We start from the raw sequence: 20,340 nt of genomic DNA, 5'->3' as shown, positions 1-20,340 counted from the left end.
GAATATTACTGATTTAATCCAGCAGATGATGCTGGATTAATTTTTTACGTAAAGTATTGCGGTTCAAACCAAGAATTTGTGCTGCACGTGTCTGATTGTTATCACATACGTCCATTACACAACGTAATAGCGGTAGTTCCATCTGCTGTAATACCATATCATATACTGCACAAGGTGTTTCACCATCAAGATCAGCAAAATATTGACGTACATTTGCCTCTATACATTGAGCGATACTAACTTTAGGCATTTCACTCATTTACATTTTCCTTATATAACTCAGGGCAAACTGCTTATTGCTCACGGTAATCACATGGCCACTCTGTTAATTGTGCTACTTGCCTGTCCAGAAAATCATTAACCAGCTGCAACTGTATTTGCGCATCATCTCTCGTATTCACCTGTCTGCGAAAAATTTCACCTTCCGGTAAACCAGACACATACCAGCCAATATGTTTACGGGCAATGCGCACCCCCGTAAATATCCCGTAAAAATCATGTATAGCAGAAACATGATTAACTATAATCTGCGCATGCTCCGCTACGGTCAGTGGCTGCGGTAAACAACCATGCTTATAGTAATGTACCAAATCGCGGAACAACCATGGCTGTCCCTGTGCAGCGCGCCCGATCATTACACCATCGGCGCCAGTTTGTTGTCTTATATCAATCGCTTTTTGCGGGCTGGTAATATCACCGTTAACCCATAATGGCAGATTTATCTGCTGTCTTACTTGTGTAATCAGATCATAACTTGCCGTTCCCCGGTACATTTGTGTTCGTGTTCGTCCGTGGATAGCAAGAGCAGCAATTCCTGCTTGTTCAGCTATTTGCGCAATGGTTAAAATATTACGATGATCATCATCCCATCCCAGACGGGTTTTCAGCGTTACCGGAACATCAACTGCGCCGACAACGGTTTGCAAAATAGTCTTAACCAGTGCTTCATTTTGTAATAGAGCACTACCAGCCAATACATTACATACTTTTTTTGCCGGGCAGCCCATATTAATATCAATTACTTCAGCACCACGGGCTACATTATAGCAGGCAGCCTCGGCCAGCTGCTGCGGATCACTACCCGCAATCTGTACTACCCTGACCCCGCTTTCACCGTCGTAGTCTGCCCGCTGCAAAGTCTTACGAGTTTTCTGTAAATAAGGATCACTGGTAATCATTTCACTTACAGCCCAGCCTGCACCAAATTCACGGCATAACTGACGGAAAGGTTTATCAGTTATACCTGCCATCGGAGCTAAGGCAAACGGAGTAGCAAGCTGATAACAACCAATTTGCATAATTGCTAAATCAAACGGAGAAAGAAGAATAAATATCTAAATATTGTACATTTTTTAGGCACTCACTCCAAATATAAATAATATTATTAACCCAGTACATTGATTATTTTAAAAAAATTATTTCTTAAATATAAAATAGTTTTAGCCCGATAATACAATAGCCCAGTTTGTATTCTGCAATTTGCTTTCAGAGAGCTGAAATAGATATTTGCTGCATCGGTTAAATACTGATTAATCAATTACGAGTAAAATACTGACACAGGTCAGAATATAATAAATTTTATGCTATTTGCTTATATTTATCTCTGCTGCAATAAAGCGACTATTTCAAAATGTCAGTACTTAGATAAGAAGATATAAAAAGCCTATCGACTTGTTGGTCAAATAACCACAAGCAGATTACTGGTGATATTTAAAGTGATTTTAAAGCTTGCTGGCAGTATTTATTTTATTTGTATGAAGTTAAATGATTTTAGTTACAGTTAGGTGGCAGGAAGATAATGAAAGCTACAAATACAGTCCATCATACTAAGAGCAGCTTAATAAAGTTTTATTAAGATAAAAACTCTATTAAGCTGCCTGATACTATTCAGATAATAATTATTCTATCCATTGTAGAATTTGTTGCTGAATTTTTTCTGCACTTAATCCCATTTGCGCTAACAATCGTGCTGTATCACCATGTTCAGTAACAATATCAGGAATTCCGAGTGTCAAAACGGGTTTAGTCAGATTATGCTGTGTTAGAGCTTCAAGCACAGCACTTCCTGCACCACCAATTTTACTGTTTTCTTCAAGCGTAACTATATAATCATGTTCTGCTGCAAGCTGTACTAATAACTCTTTATCCAGTGGTTTGACAAAACGCATATCTGCTACTGTAGCATCAATAGCATTAGCTACAGTCAGTGCTGGTTGTACCATACTACCAAACGCTACCAAAGCAATTTTACTGCCTTTGCGGCGTACTACTCCCTTACCAATTGCTACTGTGGACAAATCTGATCCCGCTTCGATACCGGTACCCATACCACGCGGATAACGCACAGCCGCCGGCTGATTAAGCTGATAGCAGCTTGATAATAGTAAACGGCATTCGCGTTCATCACTAGGAACAGCAATTACCAGATTGGGTACACAGCGCAAATAGCTTAAATCATAGACACCCGCATGTGTCGGACCATCTGCACCGACAATTCCGCCGCGATCAATAGCAAACAAAACTGGCAAATTCTGTAATGCCACATCATGAATCAGCTGATCGTAAGCACGTTGCAAAAAAGTTGAATAAATTGCTACAACCGGCTTCATCTGCTCACAGGCAAGTCCGGCAGCAAAAGTAACTGCATGCTGTTCTGCAATACCAACATCAAAATAACGTTCAGGGTAACGCTTCTCAAACTCTACCAAACCACTGCCTTCACGCATTGCCGGAGTAATGGCCAGTAATTTATTGTCTGCCGCGGCCTGATCAATTATCCACTGACTAAAAATCTGTGTATAAGTAGGTTTAGCAGCTTCGGCAGATGAATGCAAACCCTGCTGAGGATCAAATGCACTGACAGCATGGAATGCAACCGGATCATTTTCTGCCAGTTTATAGCCATGCCCTTTTTTAGTAATAATATGCAACAATTGCGGTCCTTTACGGCTGCGCATTTCCTGCAATACATCTACCAGCTGAATCACATCATGCCCGTCAACCGGACCGGAATAGGTAAATCCAAAATTATCAAATAATGATAAAGTTTCGGAGCTGGTGCTTTCTTCAATCAGCCCCTTAATTTTATTTTCTACCCGCTGAGCCACATCCAGAGCGCCCGGAACCAGACTCAGCACTTTTTCTGATTTGTGCTTGATAGATTTCACTAAGTCTTTTACATCATGCAAAGGATTTTTCGCTAAATATTTGGGTAAAGCTCCCACATTGGGTGAAATAGACATTTCGTTATCGTTGAGAATAACCAGCAAATCAATGTCCATATCCCCGGCATTATTCAACGCTTCAAATGCCTGTCCCGCCGTCATTGCCCCGTCACCAATAATAGCCACACTACGATTGGTTTTATGCTGTAATTTATCAGCAACAGCCATACCCAGAGCAGCACCAATCGAAGTAGAGGAATGACCGACGCCAAACACATCATATTCAGACTCGCTGCGTTTAGGAAAACCGGCCAGACCACCGCATTGCCGCATTGTATTCATGCGTTGCTTACGTCCAGTCAGAATTTTATGCGGATAACTCTGATGCCCTACATCCCAAATCAGATGGTCATATGGCGTCTGATATACATAATGCAAAGCAACAGTTAACTCAACTGCCCCCAGATTACTGGCAAAGTGTCCTCCTGTTTTACTTACTGATTCCAGTAAATAGGCGCGCAATTCATTGGCCAGCTCAGGTAACTGTGTTTTTTGTAAACGACGAACATCCTGCGGTAAATCAATGGTATCAAGCAGTGGTGTAGGATTCATGATCAGACTTTGCTTATTATTAATTTATTAATCCGGGTGACAGATCAAATACCTGCCAAGTAAATGCAGAGTAATTATATACCAGCATACCCCCTACACGGGGGTATTTCATTGTATGACGATAAATTATTTTTATCCGGATTCATCCAAATAATTTCAGTCAATCAAAACAATTCAATCTTAAATTACCAATCAACACTATTGAATTACTCACGATGATAAGGATGATTATGCAGAATCGACTGTGCACGATAAAGCTGCTCTGTCAGCAATACCCGCACCATACCATGAGGTAAAGTAAGACTGGAGAGCCGCAATAACAAATTCGCCCGCTGTTTTAAACTATCGGTCATACCATCGGCACCACCAATAACAAAACACAGATTATCACCCTGATGCTGCCATTTTTTTAACCAGTTAGCGAGTTCCATCGAAGTAGGGGCTTTTCCGCGCTCATCCAGAACTATCAGGTAACTATGCGCAGGAATGGCTGCAACAATACGCGCCTCTTCTGCAGCCATTGCCTGCGCTGTACTCGTTCCGGGACCACGCTTTTCCGGCTTGATTTCTTTAAGCTGAAACTGAATTTCACGACCAAATCTTTTACTGTAATCGGTTACAGCATAATCTACCCATTGCGGCATTTTCGTTCCTACCGCCAGCACAGTAATATTCATTCAATTCCAGTAAAATTAGTATCCGGCACAAATCAATCTGCAGCCTGCCATGGCTTAGCTACCCCTGCATGAAAGGAAGGTTTTTCACCACCCCACAAAGCTTCAATATCATAATAATCGCGTACTGCCGGCTGCATAACATGCACAACCAGATCACCAGCATCAACCAATGCCCATTCACCGCTATCAAGACCTTCAGTGCTGATAATTTCATAACCAGCCTCTTTCAAATCGACAGCCACATTATTGGCCAGAGCTTTCACCTGACGTGTACTGTCACCACTGGCAATAATCATGCGTGAAAACAGTGAAGTTTGTGCTGAAGTATCCAGCACAATAATATCTTTTCCTTTAATATCTTCAAGTGCATTAACGCTAACGGCTACCATATTTTCCCATTGAGCGATAAGATTTTCATCCATATAGTAAAATACCCTATTATGTTAAAAGCATTTCCAGCTTAGAAATACTCTATAAATATAAATTATGCCTGATAAAGACCTTCATGGTCGATGTATTCAGCCACAGTCTCCAGAACATCATCATGATGACCTGATGACCATTTTGCACGAATATCAGTTGAGCTGACTGGTAAAAATGATGTTTGTAATAAAACAGCACGTCCGCCATCACTACCATCCGGTACAGTCATATTTTTAGCCAGTGCATCTGGCAACCATTGCTGCAATGATTCCGGCAAATCGGTTAATCCCTGTTGACCGCGCTGAGCAATTGCCAGATTCACACTTTGTAGCAGAGCCTGATAGCGATGCCAGTGAGGTAATTGCAACAATGAATCCATTCCCAGCAACCACCATAACTGAGTCTGCGGAAATACCTGATGAAACAGAGATACCGTATCAATAGTATATGTAGGCCCATTACGTAGTACATCGCAATCAGATACACTAAAACGTTTGTCTGTACTAATTGCCTTTTCCACCATAGCAAGACGTTGTAGTGCCGGCGTACAGGCAACCGTCGGTTTATGATACGGATCACCAGCCGGAATAAAAATAACATTATCCAGCATTAACTCATCCGCAAAACCCTGTGCAATATGAATATGTCCATTATGCGGAGGATCAAAAGTGCCGCCGAACAAACCGATACGTTTCATACTTTATTTCCGTTAACCACAATATTCAGCTTACCGGTAATGGGATGAATAACTAGACCATGTACCCTAATCTCACTGGGCATCAGAGGATGCTTACGTATCATATTCACCGAATGCATAATAGCATCTTCCACACAATCAAAATCAGTTAACCATTTATGGAAATCTACGCCGGCATTTTCCAGAATTTCAAGGCGCTCATCGCTGATCCCCCGGGCGCGCATCCGGTCAAGCATATCAGGCACATGTAATTCCTGCATGCCGCAATCATAATGCCCGATCACCATAATTTCAGTTACATTCATTTCAAATACAGCCACTAGTAATGAACGCATCACGGAACCCCAGGGATGGGTGACTAAAGCACCGGCGTTACGAATTACCTTAGCATCTCCATTCTTCAATCCCAGAGCACGGGGTAATAAATCCAGAATCCGTGCGTCCATACAGGAAACAATCGCCAGATTTTTTTCCGGATATTTATCTGTAAAAAATTGCTCATACTCTTCTGCATCAACAAATCTTTGATTAAAGTCCATAATTTCATCGATTAAAGACATAATTTCTCCCTCTGCATTTATTTAATCGTTACATGAATCTTATTACATTGATACATCAGTCCGAAGAACAAAAACCATAAAATATTCAGGCAGCCCAACGGCTGCCTGTTAACAAACCGAACTGTCTATGCACCTAACCAGAGCAATTTAAAAGCCCATAGTACAGCAATAATCCACACCATATAAGAAACTTCTTTAACTCTGCCACAGAACAGTTTAATTAGTGCATAACTAATAAAACCCATTGCAATACCATCTGCAATTGAATAAGCGAAAGGCATAAAAATCAGTGTAAAAAATGCAGGTGCAGCTTCCGATACATCTTTCCAGTCAATTTCCGTCATACTGCGCATCATCAGTACACCCACATATAACAAAGCAGGCGCAGTTGCATATGCCGGTACACTGGCAGCAAGCTTGGAAAACCACAAACTGGCCAGCATCAGCAGACCAACCACTACTGCTGTCAGACCTGTACGGCCGCCTGCAGCTGCTCCGGCTGCCGACTCTACATAAGCAGTAGTAGAAGAAGTACCCAGCCCGGCACCGACTACAATTGCCGTTGAATCGGCCAGCAACGCTTTTTTTACCCGTGGTAATTTGCCATCCACCAACAAACCGGCACGTCCGGCAACACCAATCAGAACACCGGTACTGTCAAATAAATCCACAAAGAAAAACACAAAAATAACGCTAACCAGACTCATGGTAAATAAATCATGAAAATCCAGCTGTAAAAAGGTAGGAGCCAGAGAGGGTACCGGCGCAAATACTCCCTTAAATTCATTAAGACCTGTTACTGAAGCAATGGCCGTAATTGCCAAAATACCGATAATAATTCCGCCACGTATGCGGAAATGCTCCAAAGTAACAATAAAACAAAAGCCCACGATCGTCAGCAACACCTGAGGAGAATGAATATCACCCAGGCTGACCAGAGTGGCCGGATTAGATACCACCACTCCGGCACTTTTGAGCGCTACCAGAGCCAGAAATAAACCAATACCGCCGCCAATAGAATACTTGAGAGAATTCGGCAGTGAATTAACAATCGCTTCGCGCACCTTAAACAGGCTCAGGATAATAAAAACAATACCGGAAACAAAAACTGCACCCAGTGCTACCTGCCATGAGATACCCATTCCTTTTACAACAGCATAAGTAAAATAAGCATTCAGTCCCATACCGGGCGCGAGTGCGATCGGATAATTGGCTACCAATCCCATCATCATGCAGGCAAAAGCTGAAGAAATACAGGTAGCCACAAATACCGCACCAAAATCCATTCCGGCATCCTTAAGAATGGAAGGATTAACTACCAGAATATAGCTCATTGCCAGAAAAGTAGTCAGACCGGCTAACACCTCAGTGCGCACACTGCTGCCACTTTCTTTAATTTTAAAAAAACGATCCAGAAAAGAAGTACCCGCTGGGCTCATGCCAATTCCTTTTAATACCGAACAAAGGCCAGACAAAACTGATTATCATTAATAAATGTTTACTGATAACCAGACGAAAAAACAAAAAATATAGCATCACATTCCGACAACAAGCACAGCCTTTATACTGTATTAATGTACATGTTCCGGTATCCAGATAAATGGATTAATGCGGCGTTTCCCCTTATTAGAAAAATTAATCACTTAATCGGCTAAAACCATTTTCCCGCGTAAAGAAAAAGTATGTGCCTCAGTGATTTTCAGCTCTACCATCTGATTAATTAAACGAGGATGTCCCGTAAAATTAACTACCCGGTTATTTGCTGTACGCGCCTGTAACTGATCAGGATCTTTTTTAGACACACCTTCTACAAGACAGCGCTGTACACTACCAAGCATAGATTGATTAATACGCGCTGTCTCAGCTTCAATCACTGTATTTAATGCTTCCAGACGACGTACTTTTTCAGCATGAGGAGTATCATCCGGTAAATTTGCTGCCGGTGTTCCCGGACGCGGACTATAGATAAATACAAAGCTCAAATCAAAAGCCAGGTCTTGTACCAACTTCAGAGTTTGCTCAAACTCACGCTCAGTTTCTCCCGGAAAGCCAACAATAAAGTCTGAACTTAAACATAAATCCGGCCGGATAGCCCGCAACTTACGGATAATATGTTTATACTCTAAGGCTGTATAGCCACGTTTCATTGCCATTAAAACCCGGTCGGAACCAGACTGTACCGGAAGATGCAAATGTGATACCAGCTTAGGTAAATCACGATAACATTCAATAATTGCATCAGAAAATTCACGCGGGTGGCTGGTGGTAAAGCGCATACGTTCAATTCCGGGTATCTCATGCACTATACGCAGCAACGTTGCGAAATCACAGATTTCACCATCACCCATATCGCCGCGATAGGCATTTACATTTTGTCCCAGCAAATTAATTTCTTTGACACCCTGTTGTGCCAGACCGGCAATTTCAGTAAGCACATCGTCAAGTGGACGTGAAAATTCCTCTCCGCGTGTGTAGGGTACAACACAAAAACTGCAATATTTAGAACAGCCTTCCATAATAGATACGAATGCTGCTCCACCTTCAACACGTGCAGGTGGTAAATGATCAAATTTTTCTATTTCCGGAAAAGAAATATCTACCTGTGACAGACCACTGGTTTCTTTATCGAGAATCATTTGTGGTAAACGATGCAAAGTCTGAGGACCGAAAACCACATCCACATAAGGGGCGCGCTGAATAATTGCCTCACCTTCTTGTGAAGCCACACAACCACCAACACCGATAATTAAATCCGGATTTTTAACTTTCAAAGGTCGGATACGACCCAAATCTGAAAATACTTTTTCCTGAGCCTTTTCCCGAACCGAACAGGTATTAAAAAGAATAATATCTGCATCTTCAGCCCTGTCAGTTCGTTCTAAAGATTGCCCTTCTGCCAGAACAGACAGCATTTTTTCACTGTCGTATTCATTCATCTGACAACCAAAGGTTCGTATAAATACTTTTTTCATAACACCTACAATAATTATTCAACCTGCGGATTATTAGGTCTTACTAATGCGTCCTGCTCTTCATCAGTCAGTACCCAGATTTCCTGAATCTGATTTGCTCTGTCAACGCGCACTGCTATCGTTGCATTCTTAAATTTGTACAAATTGTTATACGTAACAAAACGATTATTTGTATCATGTATACGTACTCCCCTGCTTAATTGAAATGTTTTATTACCTTTAACTAAGCCCAGACTTAACGTACGTAACCATGCCTTTTTTGCCGTTCCTAATATAACCTGCTGTCCTTCTGCTTGTTTCAATACAACTATATGAATATCATTAGGTAAAACACGACCTGCCCATACTAATGAAGAGGATAAAAAAATCAGGCTCAACAATACTAAACGTAAATATTTCATGATTTCTCCTTAAATAACAATAGTCAGCTAAGAGTCAATAATTATACGCAGAAGAGAGATAAACAGCAGCTTTTTAAGAAAAACGAATTCTGAAAAGCTAAAACAGTAAATACAAACTTATCAAATCAAACAAATATATTTAAATAGAATTACGGTAATAAACTTACACTAAACAAGTAGTTTAAATTCGGTTCAAAAATCAGCTTTTTATTTGTGTATTGATTAATTCCTAAAATAACTACATTTTTCGGCATCATAACAAAAAAACAAACTTATTCAATGATGAAAAAAGTAGCGAATCGTACCTACTAAAATTTATAGATATATACTGAATTAATACATCTCAACTACTAAATAAATACACATTTTCAAACTATTCACAAAACCATAAAGCAAAAAATCAAAATGAAACAAGCCAGCCTAAAGGCTGGCTTGTTCGTGAAGCCTGATTACTCAGCTACAGCTTCAGATTCAGGTGCTTTCTCAACCAACTCGACCAGAGCCAGCGGAGCATTATCGCCTTTACGGAAGCCATACTTCAATATGCGCAGATAGCCACCATTCCGATTAGCAAAGCGCGGGCCTAACTCATTGAATAATTTAACAACAACATCACGATCACGTGTACGATTAAAAGCTAAACGATGATTAGCCAGTGAAGGCTTTTTACCTAAAGTAATCAATGGTTCAGCTACACGACGCAACTCTTTTGCTTTCGGCAAAGTAGTTACAATTGTTTCGTGAGTCAATAAAGAATTGGCCATATTACGCAACATAGCAGCGCGATGACTGCTGGTGCGATTTAATTTGCGGTTACCATTACGATGACGCATGTCATTATCCTTTAATCATCAAACTTGTGGCTTTTCCAGACTGGCCGGCGGCCAGGCTTCCAGTTTTGAACCCAACGTCAATCCTTTGGAAGCCAGGACTTCCTTGATTTCGTTCAGAGATTTTCTACCCAGATTCGGGGTTTTCAACAATTCAGTCTCTGTGCGTTGAATCAAATCGCCAATATAGTAAATATCTTCAGCTTTCAAGCAGTTTGCTGAACGAACGGTCAACTCCAGATCATCAACTGGACGAAGCAGAATCGGATCAATCGGTGGTTCTTTCTCTTCTACCACGGTAACTGGAGTTCCCTGTAAATCTGCAAAAATTGACATTTGATCAATTAAAATACAGGCCGCATTGCGAACTGCTTCTTCAGGGTCAATAGCACCGTTAGTTTCAATATCCAGAACCAGACGATCTAAATCAGTACGCTGCTCAACACGAGCAGGTTCTACTTCAAAGCTGACACGACTGATAGGCGAAAAGCTTGCATCTAGTTGAATAGCGCCGATACGTTTGTGGTCGTCTTTATTACGACGGCCTGACACAGACTCATAGCCTCTGCCTTGTTCAACCTTAATTTCCATATTAATACTACCACCTTCAGACAGGTGGCAGATAACATGATCAGGGTTAACAATTTCGACATCATGAGGTAACTCAATATCAGCTGCGGTAACAACACCGGCACCTGATTTTTTCAAACTTAAAGTTACTTCTGTGCGGCCATGCACTTTAAATACTACACCTTTCAGGTTCAGTAGAATATCAACAACATCCTCCTGAACGCTGTCAAGTGTAGAATATTCATGCAATACGCCTTCAATCGTTACTTCTGTCGACGCATAACCATTCATTGATGACAGTAAGATACGACGCAAAGCATTACCCAAGGTATGGCCGAAACCACGTTCAAAAGGCTCCATAGACACTTTGGCACGGGTAGCAGACAAGGTGTCAACGTCAATTTGACGTGGCTTCAAGAATTCGGATGTGTTTTGCATTTAACTGTCCTCACTTAACCAGCTTTATTTAGAGTAAAACTCTACCACCAGCTGTTCATTAATATCGCCACTCAATTCAGTGCGATCTGGCATGTTTTTGAAAACACCTTCCAGCTTGCCTTCTTCAACAGAAACCCAGCTTGGTAAACCAATCTGACTGGCAAGACTGAATGCTTCCTGAATTCGCACCTGTTTTTTGGCTTTTTCGCGAACAGCAACCACATCACCAGCTTTCACCTGAAAAGAAGGGATGTTTACAACCTGACCGTTCACGGTAATGGCTTTGTGAGATACCAACTGACGGGCTTCGGCACGAGTAGAGCCAAACCCCATACGGTATACCACGTTGTCTAAACGAGACTCCAACAACTGAAGCAGCAATTCACCAGTCGAACCTTTACGACGGGCTGCTTCAGCAAAATAACGGCGGAACTGACGTTCTAACACACCGTAAATACGGCGGATTTTCTGTTTTTCACGTAATTGCAGACCATAGCCGGACAAACGCGGTTTTTTTGCGCCATGCTGGCCGGGAGCAGAATCTAGTTTACATTTTGAATCCAGAGAGCGACGTGCACTCTTCAGAAACAGATCTGTGCCCTCACGACGGGCTAATTTACATTTCGGGCCGGTATAACGTGCCATACTCAAATACTCCTGTTAGATACGACGTTTTTTAGGTGGCCGACAACCATTGTGTGGCAATGGAGTAACGTCTGTAATACTGGTAATCTTGAAACCAAGAGCGTTGAGCGCACGCACAGAAGATTCGCGACCAGGACCCGGCCCTTTAATGCGAACTTCCAGATTTTTTACGCCATACTCTTGGGCAACTTTACCAGCTGCTTCTGCCGCAACCTGAGCGGCAAATGGTGTGCTCTTACGTGAACCTTTAAAACCAGCACCGCCAGAGGTAGCCCAAGATAATGCATTGCCCTGACGGTCAGTGATAGTAATGATGGTATTATTGAAAGATGCATGTACATGCACAATACCTTCACTTACGGATTTACGTACTTTCTTGCGCACACGAGCTGTGTTTGCTTTAGCCATTATTATTCCTTATCAATTATTTCTTGCCTGCGATCGCTTTACGCGGACCTTTACGCGTACGCGCATTGGTACGGGTACGCTGACCACGGCACGGTAAACCACGACGATGACGCAGACCACGATAACAGCCCATGTCCATCAGACGTTTGATGTTCATGGTTACTTCACGGCGCAGATCACCTTCCACATGGTATTTGGCAATCTGTTCACGCAAAGCATCAAGCTGAGTCTCGTCTAAATCTTTTACTTTAGTGCTCGGCACAACGCCGGCAGCTTCGCAAACCAGTTTAGCGCGAGACGAACCAATACCATAAATAGCCTGAAGGCCAATTACGATATGGGCATTGTTAGGGATATTTACCCCTGCAATACGAGCCATATTTTTTCCTTAGGGCAAAAGTCTGTCACTATAACACAAAGACTTATGGTTATCCATTAGCCTTGGCGTTGTTTATGACGAGGGTCAGTACAAATCACGCGTACGACACGATTACGACGAATGATTTTACAATTACGGCAAATTTTCTTTACCGATGGCTGAACGCGCATATTATTTCCTTTCTACTCTTAGCGGGCGCGGAAAACGATGCGGGCACGAGTCAAATCGTACGGAGTCAATTCCACAGTCACTTTATCACCGGGTGAAATACGAATGTAATGCATGCGCATTTTTCCGGAGATATGACCTAAAACGACGTGATCGTTTTCAAGTTTAACTTTAAAAGTTGCGTTGGGCAGGGTTTCAAGAATTTCACCCTGCATTTGTATGGTATCTTCTTTAGCCATAATACTTAACGACGTGATGATAATGATTTCATCGCAGAACGCTTCATCAGATGTTCATACTGACTGCTCATTACGTAAGAAGCGATTTGCGTTTTAAAATCCATGGTCACCACCACCAGAATAAGTAGTGAGGTGCCACCTAGGTAGAAAGGTACATTCATCGCAGAAGTCAGCACTTCCGGAATCAGGCACACGATAGCAATATAAATTGCGCCCCAAAAGGTCAAACGCAATACAACTTTCTCCAGATAACGACTGGTTTGCTCACCAGGCCGGATACCCGGAACGAAAGCACCACTTTTCTTCAGATTTTCTGCCATTTCCCTTGGACTGAACACCAAAGCCGTATAGAAATAACAAAAGAAGATAATAGTAGCTGCAAATAACAAAATATAAACAGGCTGACCATGCTGCAATAATGTAGCCAGTTTCTGTAACCAACTATCCGGATTTGCCGAACCAAACCAGCTTAACAGAGTAGATGGAAACAAAATGATACTGGATGCAAAAATTGGCGGAATAACCCCGGCCATATTCAGTTTGAACGGCAGATGAGAGTTTTGCGCCTGCATAATGCGATTACCTACCTGACGTTTGGCATATTGCACAGGTACTTTACGTTGTGCACTTTCAATATATACAACAGCATATATCAATGCCAGCGCACCAACAATCAGTGCAACAGCCATCAGATAACTAATTGATCCCTGACTGGTTAATGTCAGCAAACGACCAATACCGGCAGGCAGACTGGCTGCAATACCGGCGGTAATAATCAGCGAAATACCATTACCTATACCACGTTCAGTAATTTGTTCACCCAGCCACATCAGAAACATGGTTCCTGTAACCAGACAAACCATAGTCGAGAAATAAAACTCAATCTGACCGGAAACTACTACATTCTGCTGGTAAACAAATGCAGCAGCACCAAAGCTTTGCAAAGTGGCCAGCAAAACAGTACCGTAACGGGTATATTTGGTCAAAGTACGGCGCCCCGCCTCACCTTCTTTTTTTAGAGCCTTCAATGAAGGAATAATTTCAGAAGCAAGCTGAATAATAATTGAGGCTGAAATATAGGGCATCACACCTATTGCAAAAATACTGAACCGTTGCAGAGAACCGCCGGAAAACATATTAAGCATACTTAATATGCCTCCGCCGGCACTTTCATACAATTTGGTCAAAGCAGCACCATCCACACCGGGCACTGGAATATGTGAACCGATGCGGAATACAACCAACGCACCAAGTAAAAATAACAGACGATTTTTCAAATCACCGAACTTTGAAAGTCCTGTTGCGGATTGCGGATTAGCCACTTGAGTCCTTGCCTTATTCTGCTACTTTACCACCGGCAGCTTCAATGGCCTGTTGCGCACCTTTGGTGGCCTTAATACCATTTAAAGTTACCGCCTTATCAATACTGCCTGATGCAATAATTTTAACATTCAGAGCAGTAGCAGGCACCAGTCCTGCCTGTTTCAGAACTAAAACATCAATTTCATCAACTGCAATTTTAGCCAGTTCATCTAAACGCACTTCTGCATTCAGATTAGCAGTCAGAGATTTAAAACCGCGTTTCGGCAGGCGGCGTTGCAAAGGCATCTGACCGCCTTCGAAACCGACTTTATGATAACCACCTTTACGGCTTTTCTGACCCTTATGGCCTCGGCCACAAGTTTTGCCTAAACCGCTGCCAATGCCGCGACCTACACGGCGAGCCGCGTGTTTAGCACCTTCAGCAGGTTGAATGGTATTCAAAAGCATGTTACTTCTCCACTTTCAAAAGGTAGCTGATTTTGTTGATCATGCCACGATTTTCGGGGGTATCAAGCACTTCAACAGTATGCTCGCGGTGACGTAAGCCTAAACCGCGTGCACAGGCACGATGAGCAGCAATAGTGCCAATCAGGCTTTTAACCAGTGTAATGCGTATGGTTTTTTGCTCACTCATGATCTGCTCCTAAAATTTCTTCTACGGTCAGGCCACGTTTAGCAGCAATCTCAGCCGGCGTATACAGTTTAGACAATCCGTCCAGAGTTGCGCGAACAATGTTGTATGGATTGGTTGAACCATGTACTTTAGCAGAGATATTATGAATACCCATTGCATCAAATACCAAACGCATTGGACCACCAGCTTTCACACCATTACCTTCTTTGGCCGGTTGCATGAATACACGTGTTGCACCATGGCGACCAATTACTTCGTGATGAATAGTACGTCCATTCAAAGGCACTTTGATCATATTGCGGCGGGCTTGATCCATAGCTTTCTGTACAGCCACAGGTACTTCTTTAGATTTACCCTTGCCCATACCAATGCGACCATCGCCATCACCTACTACGGTTAAAGCCGAGAAGGCCATAATGCGGCCACCCTTAACCACTTTGGTCACACGGTTTACGGCAACCATTTTTTCAATCAGGCCGTCACCGCGTTCTTCAGTTTCGTGTTTTGCCATATTTCTGGTCTCCAGTTTATTAGAAGCTCAAACCGTTTTCACGGGCTGCCTCAGCCAAGGCTTTAACGCGACCATGGTATTGAAAACCAGAACGGTCAAAAGCCACTGCATCAATGCCGGCCGCTTTGGCTTTTTCAGCAATGCGTTTGCCAACTACAACAGCAGCATCTACATTGCTACCATATTTAATGCTGGCACGAACATCAGCCTCAAGAGTAGAGGCCTGAGCCAGTACTCGGTCACCTTCAGCGCTAATAACCTGGGCATAAATGTGATTATTGGTGCGGAAAACGCACAATCTCACTTTGTTCAGGGCTGCAATTTTGGCACGGGTTTTACGTGCTCGACGCAGTCTTGCTACATTTTTATCCATCAGTGAGCCTCAATTATTTTTTCTTGGTTTCTTTAATAACGACACGCTCATCAGCATAACGTACACCTTTACCTTTATAAGGTTCCGGCGGACGGAATCCACGAATTTCAGCGGCCACCTGCCCTACTACCTGTTTATCTGCACCGGCAATGATTACCTCGGTAGCAGAAGGAGTAGTAGCAGTAATACCTTCAGGCAATTCGTAATTAATCGGATGAGAGTAACCTAAAGAAAGATTCAATACTTTACCCTGAGCCTGAGCGCGATAACCCACACCAATCAGTTGCAGCTTTTTCTCAAAACCATTGCTCACGCCCACAACCATATTATGCAATAAAGCACGAACTGTACCGGATAAAGCATTTGCTTTTGTACTGTTATCATTGGCGGTAACAACCAGCTGACCATCATTCAATGCTACATTCACCTCAGCGTGCTGATGCAGAGACAATTCGCCGTTTTTACCTTTAACAATGATAGCCTCTGGAGAAAACTTAACGTCAACGCCAGCCGGAACCACTACCGGATGTTTTGCAATTCGAGACATGTTTTCTCCTTAGGCTACTACGCACAATAACTCACCGCCAATACCATTGGCACGGGCTTTACGGTCAGTCATTACGCCTTTAGAAGTGCTCACAATCACAACGCCCAAACCATTCATTACAGAAGGAATGTCGTTGGAACCTTTATACACACGCAGACCAGGACGTGATACGCGCTGAATGCGCTCAATTACCGGCTGACCAGCATAGTATTTCAATTGTATTTCCAATGTCGCCTTGGTTTCAGCAGATACGGCGAAATCTTCTACGTAGCCTTCTTCTTTCAAAACTTTGGCAATTGCTACTTTCAGTTTTGAAGAAGGCATACTTACAGAGACTTTATTCGCACGCTGAGCGTTGCGAATACGGGTCAACATATCGGAAATAGGATCATGCATACTCATATTTTATACTCCTATTACCAGCTGGCTTTGATGACACCCGGAATTTCACCACGCATGGCGATTTCACGGATTTTGGTACGGGCCAAGCCGAATTTACGGAAATTACCACGCGGACGACCGGTCAAAGCGCAGCGACGACGTTGACGAATCGGAGCAGCATTACGCGGAATAGCCTGCAGTTTCAGACGTGCCTGAAAATGTTCTTCATCAGTCGCGTTAGCATCATTGATGATGGCGAAAATGGCTTCACGCTTTGCAGCATATTTTTTTGCCAAAGCTTCACGCTTCAGCTCACGATTAATAAGTGCTTTCTTAGCCATAATTAACCCTTAAACGGAAATTTGAACAGAGACAGCAGTGCTTTGGCTTCTGCGTCAGTTTTGGCAGTAGTGGTAATAGTAATATTTAAACCACGCAAAGCATCAATTTTATCGTATTCAATTTCCGGGAAAATAATTTGTTCACGCACGCCCATGTTGTAATTACCACGACCGTCGAATGATTTACCATTTACACCGCGGAAGTCACGTACACGCGGCAAAGCGATTGCAATCAGACGATCCAGAAATTCATACATACGATCACGGCGCAAAGTTACTTTGCAGCCAATCGGGTAATTATCACGGATTTTAAAGCCTGCAATTGACTTGCGTGCTACAGTTACTACTGGTTTCTGACCAGCAATTTTTTCCAGATCACCAACTGCATGTTCCATTACTTTTTTATCGGCAACCGCTTCACCAACACCCATGTTGAGGGTAATTTTTTCAATACGCGGTACTTCCATGATAGATTTGTAACCGAACTGTTTGGTCAACTCAGGAACAACAGTAGTGTTATAAAAGTCTTTTAAACGAGCCATTGATTACTCCTTAAGCTCCCACGGCGGCACCGGTAGATTTATATACACGGGTACGCACTACTTTGCCGTCTACAGTTTCTACTTTGATACCTACGCGGTCAGCTTTTTGGGTTTCCGGATTGAAAATCGCTACATTGGAAATAGCCAATGGCGCATCTTTGGTGATTACACCACCTTCAATCCCACGCATGGGGTTAGGTTTCTGGTGACGTTTAACACGATTTACGCCGTCAACAATCACTTTATCACCCAAAACACGCACTACTTTACCCTGTTTGCCCTTATCTTTACCGGCAATAATGATCACCTGATCACCAGTTTTAATCTTTTTCATTGCAACCTCACTTACAGTACTTCAGGAGCCAATGAAACGATTTTCATGAATCGCTCAGTACGTAGCTCACGGGTTACCGGGCCAAAAATACGGGTACCAATTGGTTCCAGTTTGGTATTCAACAGCACGGCTGCATTGTTATCAAATTTGATCAGTGCTCCGTCATTACGACGTACACCTTTAGCTGTACGCACTACCACAGCGTTATATACATCGCCCTTTTTAACGCGACCACGGGGAGCTGCGTCTTTTACGGCCACTTTAATAATGTCGCCTACAGATGCGTAGCGACGCTTAGATCCACCTAATACTTTGATGCACATTACGCGGCGCGCACCAGAGTTGTCAGCCACATCTAAGATGGTCTGCATTTGAATCATGTTATTACCTTTAAAAATCCAACTTAATTTACCGCTTTCAGTCAGCCTGTTACCACTTAATAGCTGTCTGAAACCATTAACGGTTCTAGTAAACCAGTCTTGGGTCCCGAAGGGAGAGTTCCGGCGACTGCCGGAGACTTTCAAGAAACTGAAAGTTAAGGAACGAAGTTTACAGACAATATCTGATTGTCGCAAGACTTCGTTCCCTAATTGCAGCACATTGTTGTGTTAATTACACATTACGTGCTTTCTCAATCAGCTCAGTTACAACCCAGCTTTTGGTTTTTGACAACGGGCGACCTTCGGAAATGACAACAACGTCACCAATACCGTATTGGTTTTGCTCATCGTGCGCATGGATTTTAGTAGAACGACGGATTACTTTACCATACAGCGGATGTTTCACTTTACGTTCCACCAATACTGTTACAGTTTTATCCATTTTGTCGCTCACGACTTTGCCCTGCAAAGTACGTACGTTTTTAGCTTCAGTCATTATTCACCATCCTTCTGATGCAAAATGGTTTTTACACGAGCAATATTACGACGCACTTTTTTCAGCTCACTGTTTTTACCCAGCTGGCCGGTGGCGTGCTGCATACGCAAACCAAACTGCGCTTTCAACAGACCAACCAGTTCTTCGTTTAACTGCTCAACAGATTTGTCTTTCAATTCACTGGTTTTCATTATTGACCTACCTGGCGTTTAACAAATACAGTCTGAATCGGCAATTTGGCTGCAGCCAGTTCAAAAGCCTGACGAGCCAATGTTTCATCAACACCGTCCATTTCGTAGAGCATTTTGCCCGGCTGGATTTCAGCAATGTAATATTCCACATTACCTTTACCGCCACCCATACGAACCTGAATTGGTTTTTCAGTAATAGGTTTATCCGGGAATACGCGAATCCAGATACGACCGCCACGTTTAATATGACGGGTCATTGCACGACGTGCTGCCTCAATCTGGCGTGCAGTCAAACGACCGCGACCCACAGCTTTCAGACCAAAATCACCAAAGCTAACTTTATTGCCACGAGTAGCAATACCGGTGTTGCGGCCTTTTTGCTGTTTGCGGTATTTCATTCTAGTTGGCTGCAGCATTTCGACCACCTGCCTTTCTGCTGTGTTTCTTGTCCTGTTCCGGCTTAGCCTGAATTTCACCCGGTGTCAGTTCACCTTTGTAAACCCAAACTTTGATACCGATAATGCCATATGTAGTTTTGGCTTCGCTGGTAGCGTAGTCAACATTGGCACGCAGGGTATGTAAAGGCACACGACCTTCACGATACCATTCGGTACGCGCAATTTCGATACCGTTCAGACGACCTGAAGACATAATTTTGATGCCTTTGGCGCCAACGCGCATAGCATTCTGCATAGCACGTTTCATGGCACGACGGAACATAACGCGTTTTTCCAGTTGTCCGGCAATATTGTCCGCAATAATTTGCGCATCGATTTCCGGTTTACGGATTTCTTCGATGTTTACATGCACCGGTACGCCCATGATTTTCTGCAAATCACGTTTTAATACTTCAATATCTTCACCTTTTTTACCGATTACAATACCAGGACGGGCACTGTAAATGGTAATACGTGCAGATTTTGCCGGGCGTTCAATTACCACGCGACCTACAGAAGCATTTGCAAGACGTTTGCGTAAAAAATGACGTACGTCAATATCTTCTTTCAGCACTTTGGAAAAGTCGCCGCTTTTGGCAAACCACTTGGAAGACCAATCTTTATTCACTGCCAGGCGAAAGCCTGTAGGGTTAATTTTTTGTCCCAT

General features: G+C 42.9%; 32 protein-coding genes. All 32 read right to left on the bottom strand.

What is annotated here, in order from left to right; genetic code table 11:
* Positions 1-13: 13 nt before the first annotated feature.
* Complete coding sequence (locus H3V01_RS08505) at positions 14-250, bottom strand: Fis family transcriptional regulator (RefSeq protein ID WP_037394816.1); 237 nt, start codon at positions 248-250, stop codon at positions 14-16.
* 43 nt (positions 251-293) lie between these two features.
* Positions 294-1,298: a tRNA dihydrouridine synthase DusB gene (gene dusB / locus H3V01_RS08500; RefSeq protein ID WP_174830742.1), complete on the bottom strand. Its 1,005-nt coding sequence runs from the start codon at positions 1,296-1,298 to the stop codon at positions 294-296.
* A gap of 600 nt (positions 1,299-1,898) precedes the next feature.
* Entirely contained in the window at positions 1,899-3,776 is a 1,878-nt protein-coding gene (dxs, locus tag H3V01_RS08495) for a 1-deoxy-D-xylulose-5-phosphate synthase (protein ID WP_198186526.1), read from the bottom strand.
* 206 nt (positions 3,777-3,982) lie between these two features.
* Complete coding sequence (gene rlmH, locus H3V01_RS08490; RefSeq protein WP_025331678.1) at positions 3,983-4,453, bottom strand: 23S rRNA (pseudouridine(1915)-N(3))-methyltransferase RlmH; 471 nt, start codon at positions 4,451-4,453, stop codon at positions 3,983-3,985.
* A gap of 32 nt (positions 4,454-4,485) precedes the next feature.
* Complete coding sequence (gene rsfS / locus H3V01_RS08485) at positions 4,486-4,875, bottom strand: ribosome silencing factor (protein ID WP_198186525.1); 390 nt, start codon at positions 4,873-4,875, stop codon at positions 4,486-4,488.
* A 62-nt stretch (positions 4,876-4,937) separates the two neighbouring features.
* Positions 4,938-5,573, bottom strand: a complete 636-nt coding sequence (gene nadD, locus H3V01_RS08480; protein WP_198186524.1) for a nicotinate (nicotinamide) nucleotide adenylyltransferase — start codon at positions 5,571-5,573, stop codon at positions 4,938-4,940.
* A complete protein-coding gene (locus H3V01_RS08475; protein WP_025331681.1) occupies positions 5,570-6,133 on the bottom strand; it encodes a beta-class carbonic anhydrase in 564 nt (187 codons plus the stop codon). Before H3V01_RS08475 ends, nadD begins: the two co-directional genes overlap by 4 nt.
* Before the next feature lie 125 nt (positions 6,134-6,258).
* Complete coding sequence (locus H3V01_RS08470) at positions 6,259-7,572, bottom strand: NCS2 family permease (protein WP_096765807.1); 1,314 nt, start codon at positions 7,570-7,572, stop codon at positions 6,259-6,261.
* 204 nt (positions 7,573-7,776) lie between these two features.
* Entirely contained in the window at positions 7,777-9,105 is a 1,329-nt protein-coding gene (gene miaB / locus H3V01_RS08465; RefSeq protein ID WP_096765806.1) for a tRNA (N6-isopentenyl adenosine(37)-C2)-methylthiotransferase MiaB, read from the bottom strand.
* Between the two features lie 14 nt (positions 9,106-9,119).
* Positions 9,120-9,506 (bottom strand): hypothetical protein, encoded by a 387-nt coding sequence (locus H3V01_RS08460; protein WP_198186523.1) that lies wholly within the window; start codon positions 9,504-9,506, stop codon positions 9,120-9,122.
* A 449-nt stretch (positions 9,507-9,955) separates the two neighbouring features.
* The gene (gene rplQ / locus H3V01_RS08455) at positions 9,956-10,339 is read right to left on the bottom strand and encodes a 50S ribosomal protein L17 (protein ID WP_025331685.1); all 384 of its coding nucleotides are present in this window, start codon (positions 10,337-10,339) and stop codon (positions 9,956-9,958) included.
* An 18-nt stretch (positions 10,340-10,357) separates the two neighbouring features.
* A complete protein-coding gene (locus tag H3V01_RS08450) occupies positions 10,358-11,344 on the bottom strand; it encodes a DNA-directed RNA polymerase subunit alpha (protein WP_025331686.1) in 987 nt (328 codons plus the stop codon).
* A gap of 24 nt (positions 11,345-11,368) precedes the next feature.
* Complete coding sequence (gene rpsD / locus H3V01_RS08445; protein ID WP_025331687.1) at positions 11,369-11,989, bottom strand: 30S ribosomal protein S4; 621 nt, start codon at positions 11,987-11,989, stop codon at positions 11,369-11,371.
* A gap of 15 nt (positions 11,990-12,004) precedes the next feature.
* The gene (gene rpsK / locus H3V01_RS08440) at positions 12,005-12,397 is read right to left on the bottom strand and encodes a 30S ribosomal protein S11 (protein ID WP_025331688.1); all 393 of its coding nucleotides are present in this window, start codon (positions 12,395-12,397) and stop codon (positions 12,005-12,007) included.
* A gap of 16 nt (positions 12,398-12,413) precedes the next feature.
* Entirely contained in the window at positions 12,414-12,776 is a 363-nt protein-coding gene (gene rpsM / locus H3V01_RS08435; protein ID WP_025331689.1) for a 30S ribosomal protein S13, read from the bottom strand.
* Between the two features lie 56 nt (positions 12,777-12,832).
* Positions 12,833-12,946, bottom strand: coding sequence for a 50S ribosomal protein L36 (rpmJ, locus tag H3V01_RS08430; RefSeq protein WP_003697674.1), 114 nt, complete (start codon positions 12,944-12,946; stop codon positions 12,833-12,835).
* 18 nt (positions 12,947-12,964) lie between these two features.
* Entirely contained in the window at positions 12,965-13,183 is a 219-nt protein-coding gene (infA, locus tag H3V01_RS08425; RefSeq protein WP_003684714.1) for a translation initiation factor IF-1, read from the bottom strand.
* A 5-nt stretch (positions 13,184-13,188) separates the two neighbouring features.
* Complete coding sequence (gene secY, locus H3V01_RS08420) at positions 13,189-14,505, bottom strand: preprotein translocase subunit SecY (RefSeq protein WP_025331690.1); 1,317 nt, start codon at positions 14,503-14,505, stop codon at positions 13,189-13,191.
* Positions 14,506-14,518: 13 nt separating this feature from the next.
* Entirely contained in the window at positions 14,519-14,953 is a 435-nt protein-coding gene (gene rplO / locus H3V01_RS08415) for a 50S ribosomal protein L15 (RefSeq protein ID WP_025331691.1), read from the bottom strand.
* Position 14,954: 1 nt separating this feature from the next.
* A complete protein-coding gene (gene rpmD / locus H3V01_RS08410; RefSeq protein WP_025331692.1) occupies positions 14,955-15,140 on the bottom strand; it encodes a 50S ribosomal protein L30 in 186 nt (61 codons plus the stop codon).
* The gene (gene rpsE, locus H3V01_RS08405) at positions 15,133-15,651 is read right to left on the bottom strand and encodes a 30S ribosomal protein S5 (protein ID WP_025331693.1); all 519 of its coding nucleotides are present in this window, start codon (positions 15,649-15,651) and stop codon (positions 15,133-15,135) included. Before rpsE ends, rpmD begins: the two co-directional genes overlap by 8 nt.
* Positions 15,652-15,670: 19 nt before the next feature.
* On the bottom strand, positions 15,671-16,024 hold the full coding sequence (gene rplR / locus H3V01_RS08400) for a 50S ribosomal protein L18 (RefSeq protein WP_025331694.1): 354 nt from the start codon (positions 16,022-16,024) through the stop codon (positions 15,671-15,673).
* A 13-nt stretch (positions 16,025-16,037) separates the two neighbouring features.
* Positions 16,038-16,571 carry a 50S ribosomal protein L6 gene (gene rplF / locus H3V01_RS08395; protein WP_025331695.1) on the bottom strand — a complete coding sequence of 178 codons (534 nt, stop codon included), beginning with the start codon at positions 16,569-16,571 and terminating at the stop codon, positions 16,038-16,040.
* 9 nt (positions 16,572-16,580) lie between these two features.
* Positions 16,581-16,973 (bottom strand): 30S ribosomal protein S8, encoded by a 393-nt coding sequence (gene rpsH, locus H3V01_RS08390; RefSeq protein ID WP_025331696.1) that lies wholly within the window; start codon positions 16,971-16,973, stop codon positions 16,581-16,583.
* 14 nt (positions 16,974-16,987) lie between these two features.
* Entirely contained in the window at positions 16,988-17,293 is a 306-nt protein-coding gene (gene rpsN / locus H3V01_RS08385) for a 30S ribosomal protein S14 (protein ID WP_025331697.1), read from the bottom strand.
* Positions 17,294-17,295: 2 nt separating this feature from the next.
* Entirely contained in the window at positions 17,296-17,835 is a 540-nt protein-coding gene (gene rplE / locus H3V01_RS08380) for a 50S ribosomal protein L5 (RefSeq protein ID WP_025331698.1), read from the bottom strand.
* A gap of 10 nt (positions 17,836-17,845) precedes the next feature.
* Positions 17,846-18,169, bottom strand: coding sequence for a 50S ribosomal protein L24 (gene rplX / locus H3V01_RS08375; RefSeq protein WP_025331699.1), 324 nt, complete (start codon positions 18,167-18,169; stop codon positions 17,846-17,848).
* Between the two features lie 11 nt (positions 18,170-18,180).
* Entirely contained in the window at positions 18,181-18,549 is a 369-nt protein-coding gene (gene rplN, locus H3V01_RS08370) for a 50S ribosomal protein L14 (protein WP_025331700.1), read from the bottom strand.
* Positions 18,550-18,781: 232 nt separating this feature from the next.
* A complete protein-coding gene (gene rpsQ / locus H3V01_RS08365) occupies positions 18,782-19,045 on the bottom strand; it encodes a 30S ribosomal protein S17 (RefSeq protein WP_025331701.1) in 264 nt (87 codons plus the stop codon).
* Entirely contained in the window at positions 19,045-19,236 is a 192-nt protein-coding gene (gene rpmC, locus H3V01_RS08360; RefSeq protein ID WP_025331702.1) for a 50S ribosomal protein L29, read from the bottom strand. Before rpmC ends, rpsQ begins: the two co-directional genes overlap by 1 nt.
* Positions 19,236-19,652, bottom strand: a complete 417-nt coding sequence (rplP, locus tag H3V01_RS08355) for a 50S ribosomal protein L16 (RefSeq protein ID WP_037394618.1) — start codon at positions 19,650-19,652, stop codon at positions 19,236-19,238. The genes rpmC and rplP overlap by 1 nt, the downstream gene beginning before the upstream one ends.
* The gene (gene rpsC / locus H3V01_RS08350; RefSeq protein ID WP_037394614.1) at positions 19,636-20,340 is read right to left on the bottom strand and encodes a 30S ribosomal protein S3; all 705 of its coding nucleotides are present in this window, start codon (positions 20,338-20,340) and stop codon (positions 19,636-19,638) included. The genes rplP and rpsC overlap by 17 nt, the downstream gene beginning before the upstream one ends.

It is taken from the genome of Snodgrassella sp. M0351 (genome assembly GCF_016100575.1).
Taxonomy (GTDB): Bacteria; Pseudomonadota; Gammaproteobacteria; order Burkholderiales; family Neisseriaceae; genus Snodgrassella; species Snodgrassella alvi.
This window is presented reverse-complemented; position numbering and strand designations above follow the sequence as displayed.

Coding starts and splice junctions, on each gene's coding strand:
- H3V01_RS08505 (WP_037394816.1), bottom strand. CDS start 250: ATGCCTAAAGTTAGTATCGCTCAATGTATAGAGGCAAATGTACGTCAA.
- dusB (WP_174830742.1), bottom strand. CDS start 1,298: ATGCAAATTGGTTGTTATCAGCTTGCTACTCCGTTTGCCTTAGCTCCG.
- dxs (WP_198186526.1), bottom strand. CDS start 3,776: ATGAATCCTACACCACTGCTTGATACCATTGATTTACCGCAGGATGTT.
- rlmH (WP_025331678.1), bottom strand. CDS start 4,453: ATGAATATTACTGTGCTGGCGGTAGGAACGAAAATGCCGCAATGGGTA.
- rsfS (WP_198186525.1), bottom strand. CDS start 4,875: ATGGATGAAAATCTTATCGCTCAATGGGAAAATATGGTAGCCGTTAGC.
- nadD (WP_198186524.1), bottom strand. CDS start 5,573: ATGAAACGTATCGGTTTGTTCGGCGGCACTTTTGATCCTCCGCATAAT.
- H3V01_RS08475 (WP_025331681.1), bottom strand. CDS start 6,133: ATGTCTTTAATCGATGAAATTATGGACTTTAATCAAAGATTTGTTGAT.
- H3V01_RS08470 (WP_096765807.1), bottom strand. CDS start 7,572: ATGAGCCCAGCGGGTACTTCTTTTCTGGATCGTTTTTTTAAAATTAAA.
- miaB (WP_096765806.1), bottom strand. CDS start 9,105: ATGAAAAAAGTATTTATACGAACCTTTGGTTGTCAGATGAATGAATAC.
- H3V01_RS08460 (WP_198186523.1), bottom strand. CDS start 9,506: ATGAAATATTTACGTTTAGTATTGTTGAGCCTGATTTTTTTATCCTCT.
- rplQ (WP_025331685.1), bottom strand. CDS start 10,339: ATGCGTCATCGTAATGGTAACCGCAAATTAAATCGCACCAGCAGTCAT.
- H3V01_RS08450 (WP_025331686.1), bottom strand. CDS start 11,344: ATGCAAAACACATCCGAATTCTTGAAGCCACGTCAAATTGACGTTGAC.
- rpsD (WP_025331687.1), bottom strand. CDS start 11,989: ATGGCACGTTATACCGGCCCGAAATGTAAATTAGCCCGTCGTGAGGGC.
- rpsK (WP_025331688.1), bottom strand. CDS start 12,397: ATGGCTAAAGCAAACACAGCTCGTGTGCGCAAGAAAGTACGTAAATCC.
- rpsM (WP_025331689.1), bottom strand. CDS start 12,776: ATGGCTCGTATTGCAGGGGTAAATATCCCTAACAATGCCCATATCGTA.
- rpmJ (WP_003697674.1), bottom strand. CDS start 12,946: ATGCGCGTTCAGCCATCGGTAAAGAAAATTTGCCGTAATTGTAAAATC.
- infA (WP_003684714.1), bottom strand. CDS start 13,183: ATGGCTAAAGAAGATACCATACAAATGCAGGGTGAAATTCTTGAAACC.
- rplO (WP_025331691.1), bottom strand. CDS start 14,953: ATGCTTTTGAATACCATTCAACCTGCTGAAGGTGCTAAACACGCGGCT.
- rpmD (WP_025331692.1), bottom strand. CDS start 15,140: ATGAGTGAGCAAAAAACCATACGCATTACACTGGTTAAAAGCCTGATT.
- rpsE (WP_025331693.1), bottom strand. CDS start 15,651: ATGGCAAAACACGAAACTGAAGAACGCGGTGACGGCCTGATTGAAAAA.
- rplR (WP_025331694.1), bottom strand. CDS start 16,024: ATGGATAAAAATGTAGCAAGACTGCGTCGAGCACGTAAAACCCGTGCC.
- rplF (WP_025331695.1), bottom strand. CDS start 16,571: ATGTCTCGAATTGCAAAACATCCGGTAGTGGTTCCGGCTGGCGTTGAC.
- rpsH (WP_025331696.1), bottom strand. CDS start 16,973: ATGAGTATGCATGATCCTATTTCCGATATGTTGACCCGTATTCGCAAC.
- rpsN (WP_025331697.1), bottom strand. CDS start 17,293: ATGGCTAAGAAAGCACTTATTAATCGTGAGCTGAAGCGTGAAGCTTTG.
- rplE (WP_025331698.1), bottom strand. CDS start 17,835: ATGGCTCGTTTAAAAGACTTTTATAACACTACTGTTGTTCCTGAGTTG.
- rplX (WP_025331699.1), bottom strand. CDS start 18,169: ATGAAAAAGATTAAAACTGGTGATCAGGTGATCATTATTGCCGGTAAA.
- rplN (WP_025331700.1), bottom strand. CDS start 18,549: ATGATTCAAATGCAGACCATCTTAGATGTGGCTGACAACTCTGGTGCG.
- rpsQ (WP_025331701.1), bottom strand. CDS start 19,045: ATGACTGAAGCTAAAAACGTACGTACTTTGCAGGGCAAAGTCGTGAGC.
- rpmC (WP_025331702.1), bottom strand. CDS start 19,236: ATGAAAACCAGTGAATTGAAAGACAAATCTGTTGAGCAGTTAAACGAA.
- rplP (WP_037394618.1), bottom strand. CDS start 19,652: ATGCTGCAGCCAACTAGAATGAAATACCGCAAACAGCAAAAAGGCCGC.
- rpsC (WP_037394614.1), bottom strand. CDS start 20,340: ATGGGACAAAAAATTAACCCTACAGGCTTTCGCCTGGCAGTGAATAAA.